General features: G+C 39.1%; 8 protein-coding genes. 6 read left to right on the top strand and 2 right to left on the bottom strand.

What is annotated here, in order from left to right; genetic code table 11:
* Positions 1-33: 33 nt before the first annotated feature.
* Complete coding sequence (locus D1B31_RS15840; RefSeq protein ID WP_118922135.1) at positions 34-537, top strand: RNA polymerase sigma factor; 504 nt, start codon at positions 34-36, stop codon at positions 535-537.
* Positions 537-1481: a DUF3221 domain-containing protein gene (locus D1B31_RS15845; protein ID WP_118922137.1), complete on the top strand. Its 945-nt coding sequence runs from the start codon at positions 537-539 to the stop codon at positions 1479-1481. The genes D1B31_RS15840 and D1B31_RS15845 overlap by 1 nt, the downstream gene beginning before the upstream one ends.
* 87 nt (positions 1482-1568) lie before the next feature.
* Here the strand turns inward: D1B31_RS15845 and D1B31_RS15850 are convergent, their stop codons facing one another.
* Entirely contained in the window at positions 1569-3050 is a 1482-nt protein-coding gene (locus D1B31_RS15850; RefSeq protein ID WP_240035296.1) for a M14 family metallopeptidase, read from the bottom strand.
* A gap of 174 nt (positions 3051-3224) precedes the next feature.
* Between D1B31_RS15850 and D1B31_RS15855 the strand changes: the two genes are divergently transcribed.
* On the top strand, positions 3225-6113 hold the full coding sequence (locus tag D1B31_RS15855; RefSeq protein ID WP_118922139.1) for a S8 family serine peptidase: 2889 nt from the start codon (positions 3225-3227) through the stop codon (positions 6111-6113).
* 679 nt (positions 6114-6792) lie between these two features.
* On the opposite strand, the gene D1B31_RS15860 is transcribed toward D1B31_RS15855, so the two are convergent.
* The gene (locus D1B31_RS15860; protein ID WP_118922141.1) at positions 6793-8580 is read right to left on the bottom strand and encodes a hypothetical protein; all 1788 of its coding nucleotides are present in this window, start codon (positions 8578-8580) and stop codon (positions 6793-6795) included.
* A 689-nt stretch (positions 8581-9269) separates the two neighbouring features.
* Between D1B31_RS15860 and D1B31_RS15865 the strand changes: the two genes are divergently transcribed.
* Genes D1B31_RS15865 through D1B31_RS15875 form a run of 3 tightly spaced genes read left to right on the top strand, consistent with a single transcriptional unit; the run spans position 9270 to position 13106 of the window.
* Entirely contained in the window at positions 9270-10508 is a 1239-nt protein-coding gene (locus tag D1B31_RS15865) for a glycosyltransferase family 4 protein (protein WP_118922144.1), read from the top strand.
* Positions 10501-11790 carry a glycosyltransferase gene (locus D1B31_RS15870; protein ID WP_118922146.1) on the top strand — a complete coding sequence of 430 codons (1290 nt, stop codon included), beginning with the start codon at positions 10501-10503 and terminating at the stop codon, positions 11788-11790. The genes D1B31_RS15865 and D1B31_RS15870 overlap by 8 nt, the downstream gene beginning before the upstream one ends.
* Positions 11791-11825: 35 nt before the next feature.
* A complete protein-coding gene (locus tag D1B31_RS15875; RefSeq protein ID WP_118922148.1) occupies positions 11826-13106 on the top strand; it encodes a nucleotide sugar dehydrogenase in 1281 nt (426 codons plus the stop codon).
* Positions 13107-13491 lie beyond the last annotated feature (385 nt).

Consider the following 13491-nt stretch of genomic DNA (forward strand, 5'->3'; position numbering starts at 1 on the left):
TAATTTAGCAGATGAAGAGAATGGGGGATCTCTATGGCTGCCTCAGGGATTAATCAATTGTTTAGTATGTACAGCAATGATGTTTATCATTATATTGGTTACCTTATCGGTTTTGATGAAGCTGAAGATCTCGAACAGGAGGTTTTTATCCGCGCATTTTACTCTTGGGAGTCTTATAGAGGGGAATCCAGCCGGAAAACATGGCTTCTTTCGATTGCCAGACATACTGCGGCAGATGAACTGCGTAAGCGGAAGAGAAAAAAGATCATAAGGAATCTCCCGTTGGCTGATAGGCAGATTGCTGATTTGGGCAATACCCCTGATATTCTGTACGAAATAAATGAGACGAATAAAGAACTGTATATGGCTATACTGCGGCTGAAAGAAAGCTACAGGCAGGTTGTTATCTTAAGGGGAATCCAAGAGATGTCAGTTCAAGAGACAGCAGAAATTCTAAACTGGAGGCCGGAGAAAGTCAATATCACCTTGCATCGCGCCTTGCACGCTCTAAAAAAGGAGAAGGAGAGGTTCCTATAATGGAAAAAGAGGAATTGGAAATCATGTCCCAGTTAAAAGAGCTCCCTAAAACAGGAATGAAATCACAGGTTAGGCAGCGAATGCAACTCACATTGCTAAACCTTGAAATGAATTCGGCAGGCAGAAAAGCTCAAAGAATAAAAAAATATGGAGTATTATTTGCCGGGGCAGCCGCTATATTTCTATCAATCATTCTGGTTTCTGACCTTACCAGCCTCCACACAACTACTGATAGCACGAAAGATGCCGGCAAGAGCAGGGAAATTTTGCAGATGGATCCGGACGAAAAACTGTCTTATTTGGGGGAAGGAATCCAACTTGGAATGAGTAAAAGCGAGGTTGAGAGCATTTTGGGCTCAGGTGCGGAAAAGAGTGAAGAAAAGTGGGAACCGTTCAAGCATTGGGTGTACGTGAAAGGGACTAAAGCTGAAGAGGAAAGATCAATATCTTCAAAAGGAATAACTAGTTCCACGTCAGGGAGAAACCAATTCATCTTAAAGGATGGCAGAAAAGTGCTTTTTCTTTACTGGGACAAACAGGAAAGGCTTTCTGATATTTCAATCTGTTATAGAGAAAGGGATACTGAGGATTTCCAAACCTTCAAAATGGGTTCTGGTATCCAGGGATTTAATATGTATGATGGTTGCGGATTTGACGGCTATCCTATTGTTTCACCAGATGGAGTGGTCTATTTTTTAGAGGAAATTGAGATTGAGAAACTTAATCTGTCCACGGAGAAAGCCAGGGAGTATATGATCAACCTTACAAAAAAAGATGGACATCCAACCAATATCGTAATGGGGCATCAAACAGGGAGCGACCAGGAAGTGTTCCGTTATTTGCACACGGGCGATAAAGTAAAAATATGGGGCGGCGGGCTGATGGAATCCTCTCCGGCTCGAATGATGGTGGAAAAGCTGATGATTTTAGAAAATGGCCAATAAACTAAAGAGAAAGCTAAATGAGTCTCGGTGAAAAAGTTATTAAAAAGGACATCTGAAAACTTTTTCAGATGTCCTTTTCTATGAATATTAATTTCCATTCCCGACTGTTATCTGGCTGCCGGAATCTTCGGCTGGACTTTCGTTTTCTGGCTTTGGGGCGGTTTTCGGTTCGGAAACTGTTTCAGTTTTTTTAGCCGGTTCTTTTTCAGCTGATGAATCGGGCTCTTGTTTCTGAGGAGTTTCAGCTTCGGGCTTCGCTGCCGCGGCGGCTTCTATGGCCGCAATCCAATCCTTAATGGCCTTCTTTTTTGCCAAAAGAACGGCTTCAGTTTTAGGGAAGGTGTAATATTTGCCCGGATGGAGACTGTTGCCCTGTTTTTTCCATTCAGCCTGTTTCTTTTCCAGCTGTTCAAGTTTGGCTAACTGGCCTTTTATTAAGTCCAGATTCTCTGGTTTTAATTGCTTTTCAATTTCAGTGGTCAGCGTATATCTGTCAATTTCATAGAGTGTATTTTCTTTCATAATTTTTGCAGGAAGGATGTATTTGCTTTTTGCCATATTCCGGACTGTTGCGCTATACATTTTTCCTACTGCAGAAAGTCCAACTGCCCGGTTCTCTTTCCAGGCACCCGCAAACTCTGTTAATGGCGGGCTCGTTTCATAAACCGGTTTGGAAATCTCGGGTGTGAAGCCCGGCTTCTTTTTTGCCTGGATAAACCAGTCCGTATAGCCTCCGCCAGGGGGGTTCGGCTGCGGATAAACAAGCCTGTAGCCTGTCAGCTGGCCAATTTTTTTGGCATAGACATGATCCCTTTTGTATCGGCTTCCTGTCAGATTGTAGTTCCAGTATAAAATTTTGCCGCTACTGTGGTAAGCGACAGCCATTTCGGGGTTCATTTCATTTGTAAATTTCAACATTGCTTTGACTTCCGCCGCGCTTTCCGGCTTATTGCCCTTAAAATTTTTATAACTGGGTGATTTGGGGCCTTTTAAGGCTTTCCAGCCAGCATTGTACTGTCTGTTTAAATCCACCCCTTTGGCATTCGCTTTCCAGCGCTTAAAGTTCTTGCTGCCTTCATTCATTTTAATGAGCGAAGCGTGCTTATCTTTTGGGAAGGCCTTTAACCCCTGCTGCTGAAGTGTGACACCATCAGGGTTCACCATTGGTACAAACCAAATGGTTGTTGTGGAAAGTATGTAACGGGTGTTGAATCCATCAATCAGTGTGTTATTTGAGGCCGCTGCTGCATACTGGTTGATCATATACATGTTCAAACTTGTTGTTAGCCATTCACGGGCATGGTGGGCACCGTTTATAAAGGCTTTAGCTGGTCCTGTACCAAGGCCAACAGCATAAATATTTCGCCCGTATTCCGACTTGCCGATTACTCTAACTTGAATTAAATGAGGATATGCTTTTTTCAGCTTTTGAATGTCGGCCTCCATCATGGAGTAGGAATATACCTGATTTGGATTGACAATCATTCCTGCAGCCTGCGATTCCCTGGAAAAAGACATGGATGATAAAAGTAATACAACTGTGAAAAAAAGCAATTTTAATTTATGCAACTATTTCCCCCCTGCCTACTAATCTATTTATCTACTATTTCATTATAACTAAATGAAAATTTTGGAGAATAGGGGAGAATAAAAATTTATATAAAATATATGAACATCATTCCAATTAATGGGTGGGGTTGATAAAATAAAGTAGATTCTTAATAAGGACAGCAGGAGGATGCAATGGGGAAATATTTTAGGCGTTTTAGTTTAATAGGATTGGTATGGATGCTCATGTTTCCTTTAACCGTTCAAGGAGAAAAAAGAGAGAAGGGTCAAGCTACAGTATTACAGCAGCAGCCAATCCAAAAGGATCAATACCCCTATCCATTAGCTGGGAAAGTCACATCCCACAAAACGATTCCACGTAAAGACGATTATGTAAAAGATGAAATCATTATTAAGTTTCGGAATGATACGCTTCAAAGTTCAATAAGCAATCTTAGCAAAAACCTCGGCCTTCGTTTTACAAAGAAATATAAAAGCTTTGGCGGCATTCTCGTAAAAATCCCTCATAACAAATCTGTCGAAGAGGTCTTAGCAGTCCTTGAAAAATCAGGATTTGTAGAATATGCGGTACCGAATTATATAAGGCAAAAAACAGCTGTCAGCGATCCTTATTTCTCCCAATTATGGGGACTTAAAAATACAGGGCAAACAATCCAGGACTATCCCGGAGTCAGCGGCTTCGACATAAATGCCGAAACAGCCTGGACGAAAACAAAGGGAAGCCATTCTGTTGTCGTAGCGGTAATCGACAGCGGCATCGATATCAATCACCCGGATTTAAAAGAAAATATCTGGCGGAACCCTGGTGAGGGAACTGTGGCAGACGGGATTGACAATGATGGGAATGGCTACATTGATGATCTCAATGGCTGGGACTTTTACAGCAATAACCGAACGGTTTTCGATGATCCATTTATAGATGAGCACGCCACCCATGTTGCGGGAACGATTGCAGCATCAGCGAATGATCGAGGGGTAATCGGCATTGCGCCAAATGTCAAAATCATGCCGTTGAAATTTATGGGCGCCAACTCAGGGACGGATGCGGGCGCGATTGAGGCGATCGAGTATGCAAAGGCAAAGGGAGTGAAGATTTTCAACCTATCCTGGGGAGGATACGGCAACAGCCCAGCACTCTATGATGCGATTAAAAATACAAATGGCCTCTTCATTGTCGCCGCCGGAAATGATGGCAATAATAACGATGGAGCCTATCGTACTGTCCCGGCAAGCTTTGATCTTCCTAACATTATTTCAGTCGCGGCGATGGATAACAGCGGTTATCTGACAGATTTCTCGAATTATGGAATAAAAACGATTGATGTAGCCGCACCGGGTTTGGCCATATTAAGCACGGTACCGCGCAATCGTTATGCCCATTTTGATGGCACATCCATGGCCGCTCCCCATGTAGCGGGAACTGCTGCCTTGGTCCTTAGCGCCAATCCGAAATATTCAGTTAGCCAAATAAAAAACACGATTCTTAAATCAGGCATCCCTGTCCCCGGCCTCGACAAATGGGTTGGGACCGGAAGGATGATTAGCGCAGGCAGAGCCGTTCATTATACAGCGGACGATGAACTGCCGGGTGTACCGTTATCAGGATCCCAAATAACGGGAGCTTTAAATAATGTAAATGATATGGACGATGTGTATTCCGTAAAACTTCAAAAAGGGGAAAGAATCTCACTATCCCTAACTGGCGCCACTGGCACTGATTTTGATTTGTTCCTATTTGATCGATCGGCAAAAACAGTGCTATATGAAAACGGGAAGGTTTTGGCCAGATCGCAAAAAAGCGGAACCTCTTCGGAATCAATCGTGTTTCGGGCCCCGTCAGCTGGAACATACTATATTGATGTCTACGGCAAAAAGGGAAAAGGTTCCTATACATTAAAAAACCAATTGGGTGACCCGTCCGCTTTTTATGAAAATACATCGGCAGGGATAGTCTATTCAGGCAGTTGGAGCAAGGTAACGAATAGCAATGCCTCCGGAGGAACATATCATTCGGTAAACGCAAGCGGCGGGGCGATGCAGTTCGTGTTCAATGGTACGGGCATCAGACTGACCGGATTGAAGAATCCTACTCAGGGGTACGCAAAAATTTCGGTTGACGGAGTCTCAACCTTAATAAACCTTAACTCATCTGCCAACGAATTTAATTCAACCCTTTTTGAAAAAACAGGCTTAACGCCAGGTCGGCATACTCTCAGGGTCGAGTGGACAGGAAAATCTGGCAGTACAGCGAGCAAAACAGCGAAAGCTATTAATGTCGATGCCATTACTGTCTTTGGGAGTTCTACAACATACACGGTGGAAGACAACCACTCTACAATCAAAAAAACAGGCACCTGGTCAACGAGCAAAAACAACTCGTATTCCGGGGGGGCGGCATCGTTCAGTTCAAAAGCTGGAAGTACAATGGAACTTTCTTTTACAGGCAATAGTGTTAAACTATTCGCGTCTAAAGCAGCAAACCGCGGTTTATTTGAAGTTTATATTGATGGAAAGCTAGATAAAACCGTCAATACGCACGCGCCAAATACACAATATAAATCAGTTGTCTACGAAAAAGCCGGATTAACATCCGACGCGCATAAAATAAGGATTGTTGTAAAAGGGCAAAAAGCCGCTGCATCGACAGGTACTGCAGTTTACCTAGATGGATTTACGATATCGGCCCCTAAGCAAACAGTTGTACAAGAAAACAGAATGCAGCTCGGTGGAAGCTGGTCGACGGTTACAAACTCCAAACATAGCGGCGGAAAAGCACTATCTGCTTCGACTTCAGGCAGGACAGCCCAATTAACCTTTACCGGGCGTTCCATCAAGCTACTCGGATATAAAGGAACATCTGGAGGGCTGGCGGATGTTTATATCGACGGAAAATTGGCCAAAACGGTTAGCTCGTACTCAGATACTCCGGTTTACAAGGCTGTTTTGTTTGAGAAGAATGACTTAACAGCGGGGAACCATGTGATTAAGGTGGTTGTAAAAGGGAAGAAAGTTTCAGCGTCAAAAGGAATAACTGTGTTTTTTGATGCCTTGTTGGTAGATTGATTTAAAAGCTTTTACGAATACCATAGAGTTTTTATTAGAGGCTGTATGGTTGCCGAATGTTTCGTAGGGGCTGACAGAAGGTTTTGGTTTTTCCATTTGTACTAGAAATATCGAACAAAGTTCACTTTTCTCCAATCTCCATCGCGTAGATGTCTGCCTATCAAAAACCTTTTTGCAAATTTTGGGCATTCGTCATTTGGTCGGACAGATGATATAAAAAGAGCACGTCATTTAGCACAGTCACTGTATGTGCTCTAACGTGTAGGTAATTTCATTTGTAATGTTTTTTTACAGTGAGTAAAGGAAGGATTATGAACAGTCCAATATACTCTTCATAATCCCAACCTCTAAGTAAATCAAGGGCTGGCAATAGAGGGTTTTCTATTTAATGGCAGCGTAAAGTACGCCAACCAAAGCGCATTAAATATTTCTTCATAGCCTATATTATAGGCGTTTTCCAAGGTGGCCACCGGTTGTAGGGCCGACCTAAAAATTTTATTAATGTACCACCTCCTAAAACAAAAGAGCCACCTTATGGTGACCCCTGTTACTGTCCAATTTTATTTTTAGATTGATTTACAAGAAGAATAATAACTAAGAATCCTTACTAGTCTCGTAAGAAGACATTTTTGATTTCCCTTTTTTCAAAATGTCTTCTTCTTAGGTTTAAAATAAATTATCAACTATCAATATTTTCAAAACTTAAGTTTTGGTTTAATTTTTTTATGTGATCTTCGTATGAACAAATCCAGGCTATTCTTTGAAAAGTGGATTCGTATCGGGGATATAAAAATTCTCCAGATATTGCTCTTTCCCATAAATCCCTTATTTCCATTTCATTATAAAAACTCTTCCAAATATCTTTATTATTAATAATCTCCGTAATATACTCTTTATCTTCGTTTTGCCAAATCCTCATGTTATTAGCAGCCTTTTCATCGATACCTGTTTTTACTATATTGTCTTTATAAAAAGGAACATCTGCCCATTGAGGAATTAATGTCTCCAGAATGTTTCTGTGTAGTTTATAATCTCTTCTTTCATTTGGCGTTAGGTCAAATGATAATCTAATAAACCCAGGTGTAGCAAAAGGCGTAAAATTGTTCATTACTCCGCTAATAGGAGCCCAACGTCTTAATCTTTCTTTTAAATAAAAATAATCCATAGCATTTAATCCTTGGATTCCTAATTGTTTAGCTTCTTCAAATAACGCCCAAACTTCTTTATCTACATTTTCAGCTATTTCATCATTCCCGGCTGAGCTTTTTAAATACCTTAAAAGTCTCCAACGAGGCCCATCCTCCCCCTTATCAATAATACTCTGGTAAATACGATCATTTCCGTAGTAATTTGCGGTTGCTATTTCGCCTCCAGCTCCGACACAAGATGCGCTAGTAATATTATAGAACTGGTTAATGCTGACCCTCCCAGCTTGCCTTACTGGTGGGTAATCACCATCATATGCAAAATGTAATAAGTTTAACCTATCTTTCAAATCCACGGGATTTTCTCTTGCTTTTTCACTTTTTCGATCATTCACAATATGCCTGTCCTCTAAATTCACTAACTGCATTAAGTTTTTTGCAGTTTCAATTTCTCCTGCTATAGGGCCAAATGTTGTAAATGTAGAGTCAACTCCAGATTTAATTAATATTGCAGAGGAAACTCTGGAATCTTTTCCTCCTGATAGTAGAGAATTGACAGGGAAATCAAACATTCGAAAGAAGGAACGGGTTGACTCTAAGATATTAGTAATTTCCTCATCAAATGCACTTCCATCTAACCTTCTCGGTGACACCCACGAAGATAAACCGCCAGTTTGTTTTACCACTTTTGGAACATTCATTTCATTATTTAAAGTAATTTCGATACTTGGCTTAACTCGAACCGACCCTTTAATTGGACTTGTATCCCCCATTAACCACCCAACAGCTGAAAAAACTTGCCATGTGTACATGTCCATTTCTGCTCTCTTATTCATGAAAAGGTAAAGGGCAGCTAGTTTGTTAGAGTAAACTACCCCTTCATCCGTTTGAAGTTCGTATAGTTTTCCCATACCCAAGCTATCGTTATAAATCTTAATACTCTTATTCATTTTATCAAGGTAACAAAAAATTAAAGGCGGAGTCATTAAACTCATTAACGAAGGATCCTGCTTTATTCTCCTTGTAAAAAGTAACGGAGCCTCATTAATGCCAACTGGCGAATGTAAAGTTTGCTCCCACCCCTTAGGAGCATAAGTAAAGCAGGAAACATATTCATTATCTTCCTGCCAAGCTGGAAATTTATATTTTTTGTTTTCAGATTGCCAAAAAAATAGACCAATATTACTGCAAGCAGAATGGTTGTATTGCAACCTTTCTTTTTCTAATGAAGAAAAATAATATTTCGCTACGCGGTCTTTCCGTTCAAGTAATTCATCAGCACTTACTTCTTTGAAAAATTTATAAGCAAGAAATAATTGCACACTTTTATCCTCCTTTAGAACCAAATTTGCAATTTATTGTATCACATAATAGTAAAAGAAAGGGAAAAGTGTACATTTTTTTAGATTAGCACTATATAAAACATTACATATGTAGCCAAGCGATTACTTAGGTCCCCCTACAGTTAGCTGAAAAATTCTATTTATACCTGATATAGCATTGAAGGAAGTGACTGTTTTATCTCCTAGCAGGATTGTCATCTCATTTGTAGTTAATACTCCTTTGGCATTAACTGTACTGCCACCAGTACCATCTGTGCTTCTACCACCTTTTAAATATACTGAGGTCAGGTTTTCACTGACCGGTTAAATTCAATTCGGTCCATCAACTGATGTTGTTTCTTCCTGAAAATAACATTGAAAAAATACCACTTGTAGGGTTTGAGTCGGTCACTTCGTTTATCTTTCCGGTATATCGGTTTATAATCTCGATTGTTTTGTTTGTTGTGAAAAAAAGAATAGAAGGTCAGTATAAAGAATGGCGAGATAAAGCCTTTCAATTAGTTATGAAAGAAGCTATTTTATTTCCAATATCTTTATGTTAAAATAATTAGGAAAAAAACAGGAAATTCGTTGGCAAACGATAAGCTTTTACAATGTCATACAAGTTTAAACAAAATGCCCGAAAAAATTGCTTTTTTGGGTATTTTTGTAGAGGAGCGCCTTCTTATATGAAAAAAAAGGTCCTCATGATCGCTCAAGGTTTTTATCCTGAAATTGGCAGTGCGGGGAACCGGATGAAAAACATCTATAAGTTACTTTGGGAGAATGGTTATGAAGTTCATATCCTGACAACCGAACCGACTTACCCCAATAAAAAACTGTATGAGGATAAGAAATTTTGGGATGAAGAGGGTTCATTTAATAATGAGTTTATTAATAGAGTAAAGATTGCGAACAGGAAATATTCAAGGAGCTTATTTAATAGATTGTTTTATTACCTCGAAATGGCATTCAAGCTGTTTTTTCTTGTTTTGAAGGACAAGCAGAAATATGATGTTATCTTTGTTTCCTCTCCACCTATTTTCGTTGGCTTTGTAGGGGTTGTTGCTAAATATAAATACAAATGCCCATTAATAACAGAAATAAGGGATCTTTGGCCAGAATCATTAAAGGGTGTAGGGGTATTTAATTATAACTGGATTATCAATACTTTTTCATATTTTGAAAGATTTCTTTATAAGCAATCTGAACATATTATTGTGAATAGTGGCGGATTTAAAAGTTACATTATTGAAAAATCAGGAGTAGCGCCAAAGAAAATAGGATTCATGCCTAATTCAGCGCTTTTAAAAGAGATTCCCCAGAGTAAGGACCCATCATCCAGAAAAAAGTTCAAAGTCATTTATACTGGAAATATTGGACTCGCTCAAGATATTGATGTTTTGAAAAAATTGGCTTTCTGTCTTGATGAACAGGACATCCCTTTAAGTATGGTAGGATATGGAATGAAAAAACAGGAGTTCATTGATTTCGTTGCCAAAAATAAGTTGGCGAATGTGACTTTTCACTCCCCTACAACAAGGCGGGAGTGCCTCGAATTAAATTTGGCTCATGATGTGGGATTTGTTTCCCTTAATGACAGTCAGGTTTTTAACACTGTATTGCCCGGAAAAATAATTGATTACATGACATGTGGGCTTCCAATTGTAGCCTCTGTGGATGGATATGCGAAGGAAATCATTGAAAGAGAAAGTTTAGGTTTTGTATCTGAGAGTCGCAATATAGATGAAATTGTTAACCATATAGTATTTTTGAAAACCAATCCTGCTTTGCGTGAATCAATTTCAAAAAATGCAATTCAGTTTATAAAAAAACATTTTTTATGGGAAAAGAATATTTACGAACTTATTTCTCGAATAGAAGAAAATAATGAACCCAAAGAAGGCAAGGGAATAATAAATGAGTAGAAAAAAAGTATGTATGTTCGTTTGGAATCACTTCACCAACGATGCCAGGGTGTTAAGGGAATGTGCAGCCCTATCTGAAAGTGAGTATTCTGTCGATTTAATCTGTATACATGATCCAGCTGCTAAAAACATGGCCAAAATGGAAAAGAGAAATGAACACTTCCATGTTTACCGCGTAAGGAGATATCCGCTAATGCTAGATTTGATTCAAATGGTTATTAAATCTGTAAAGAAGGATAAATGGAAAGCAATTTTTTACCTGCTCGGCTGGGGAGTTCTTGCGTATTTATGGCCCATCTTTACGATATTTATAACTTTGCTTCTTGGAGCCATTTATAAACTGAAGTTAATTCCGTGGTGGGTAAAAGCGAATATCTATATACGGATGGTCGCAAGGGCTCGCCTAAAGAAGTATGATATTTATCATTCCAATGACCTGAATACGCTTATTCAAGGATATGTATCGGCGAAGTGGAGATTCAAAAAGAAAAAACTAGTTTATGATTCTCATGAAGTTCAAACGAGCAGAACCGGTTATAACAGTCCGGTTTATGGGAAATTGGAATCATTTTTAGTGAAGAAAATTGATACGATGATTGTCGAAAATGATACAAGGGCAAAATTTAATGAAGAATTATACGGTTTTTACCCGAATGTCGTTCATAATTATCCCTTCAAACATATTGGGGAAGGGACTGAAGTGATCTCCATCCATCAAATGTTTAACTTGCCGAAAGATGAGAAAATTCTTCTATATCAAGGAGGAATTCAAGTTGGACGGGGGTTGGAAAAGCTGATTAAGGCTGTACCTCTCTTTAAAAAGGGGACTTTGGTATTAGTGGGTGACGGCAAGCAAAAGCCAGAACTAGTAAAAATGGTAGAAGCAATGAATTTACACAATCGAGTAAAATTCATACCAAAGGCCTTATTGGAAGATTTGCCCAAGTTTACCAGGAATGCATATCTTGGCTTTCAGGTTTTAAATAATGTATGTTTTAATCATTGGTCTGCTTCATCGAACAAGCTTTTTGAATATATGATGAGCGGTGTGCCGGTCGTAGCATGCAGTTTCCCGGAGATTAAAAGGGTAGTCGTGGAAGAGCAAGTTGGTATTTGTGTAGATTCTCACGATTATAAAGATATTGCCCGCGCTGTAAATATATTGTTGGAAGATGAAGAATTGAGAAATCAATATAGCAGGAATTGTCTAACTGCGAAAGAAAAGTATAATTGGGAACAGGAAAAAAAAGTTTTTCTGTCAATTTATGACCAAATCATTTAATATATAAGAAGGAAATATTTAGGAGGAATAAGAGAATGAAAGTTTGTACTGTAGGTTTAGGTTATATTGGGTTGCCAACCTCAATCATGTTTGCAAAGCACAATGTCGATGTAATTGGAGTAGATGTCCGTCCAGATGTTATTGAGTCTTTGAATTCCGGAAAAATTCATATTGAGGAGCCTGGCCTACAGGACGCTTTGACAGAGGTTATCGAAAAGGGAAAATTTCGTGCTTCATTGACTCCTGAGCAAGCAGATGCTTTCATTGTTGCTGTTCCAACTCCTAATCATGATGACATGTATAAATCATGTGACCTCTCTTACGTTCTCAGTGCAGTTAACAACGTAGTTCCGTATTTGAAAAAAGGAAATGTACTTATCGTTGAGTCGACCATTGCTCCAAGAAGTATGGATGATTATGTAAAACCAGCAGTCGAAGCTGCAGGATTTGTTGTCGGAGAAGATATTTACCTCGTACATTGTCCAGAGCGGGTTCTTCCAGGCCAAATTATGCATGAGCTAATCTATAATAATCGCATTGTAGGCGGATTAACACCGGCTTGTACAGAAGCGGGCGCAAAAGTTTATGGAACTTTTGTCAAGGGAGAAATTATTAGGACGAACGCAAAGACTGCGGAAATGTCCAAGTTAATGGAAAATACCTTCCGTGATGTGAACATTGCGCTTGCGAATGAATTAACTAAGGTATGTAACGAATTAGAAATAAATACCTTGGATGTTATTGAAATGGCCAATAAACATCCACGTGTAAACCTTCACTATCCGGGCCCAGGTGTTGGCGGCCATTGCCTGGCTGTAGATCCTTACTTTATTGTAGCTAAAGCACCTGAACAAGCACAAATGATTCATTTGGCTCGCGAAGTAAATACTTCCATGCCTGAGTATGTTGTTGAAAATATCAATACCTTAATGGAGCAGTCCGAAGGTAAAGTAGTAACTCTATTTGGGTTGACATATAAGGGAAATGTTGACGATATTCGTGAAAGCCCTGCTATGGAAATCTATGAAATGCTACAGGATGAAGGGAAATATGAAGTAAGAACATTCGATCCCCATGTAGAAGGCGATATAGTTATCAAGGATATAGAAAAAGCTGTAGCCGGTTCTGACCTTATTGTTATTCTTACTGACCACAGTGAGTTTAAGGAACTTGAATTCGACAAGCTGCAAGGAATGTCGAATAGAGTCATTTTCGACACGAAAAATATTGTTCAAAACCGTTCTGGTGAATTCAATTATATTAACTTTGGAAATCTATATGAATTTACCCAAAAGGCACTGGTTTTAACAAAATAATAGTAACTAAAATCTTACTTTTTAAAAGTGTTGTTAAAGAACGAACTTCTCCTTTAGCAACACTTTTTGGTATGTTTTAATAGAGTATATAAATTACCTGTTTATCCGACTTTGCACTTCTCCAACGGGTGAACAGTGTCTCCCCATGTTCTAATTAACCTCCAACTCAATTGAAATAGTAGAGTCGAAATTTAGATGCAATAATTAAAAGTCTTTTGGAGATAATGTGTTGTTCAAATTACTATGTTAGAATAAATACTATTATGAGGGGCGGAATTATCAATAGATTGTATGTTTTCTGAAAAAGTAATTAGATATCTTAATGGACTTATGCTAGTACGATTCTAGCCTTCAAGATAATTACCCTTTAAAAATGAAGAAAAAC

It is taken from the genome of Neobacillus notoginsengisoli, from assembly GCF_003515685.1.
GTDB classification, from domain to species: Bacteria; Bacillota; Bacilli; order Bacillales; family Cytobacillaceae; genus Bacillus_D; species Bacillus_D notoginsengisoli.

What these genes read in the sequence shown, in the direction of transcription:
- D1B31_RS15840 (WP_118922135.1), top strand. Translation starts at nt 34, where the DNA reads ATGGCTGCCTCAGGGATTAATCAATTGTTTAGTATGTACAGCAATGAT.
- D1B31_RS15845 (WP_118922137.1), top strand. Translation starts at nt 537, where the DNA reads ATGGAAAAAGAGGAATTGGAAATCATGTCCCAGTTAAAAGAGCTCCCT.
- D1B31_RS15855 (WP_118922139.1), top strand. Translation starts at nt 3,225, where the DNA reads ATGGGGAAATATTTTAGGCGTTTTAGTTTAATAGGATTGGTATGGATG.
- D1B31_RS15865 (WP_118922144.1), top strand. Translation starts at nt 9,270, where the DNA reads ATGAAAAAAAAGGTCCTCATGATCGCTCAAGGTTTTTATCCTGAAATT.
- D1B31_RS15870 (WP_118922146.1), top strand. Translation starts at nt 10,501, where the DNA reads ATGAGTAGAAAAAAAGTATGTATGTTCGTTTGGAATCACTTCACCAAC.
- D1B31_RS15875 (WP_118922148.1), top strand. Translation starts at nt 11,826, where the DNA reads ATGAAAGTTTGTACTGTAGGTTTAGGTTATATTGGGTTGCCAACCTCA.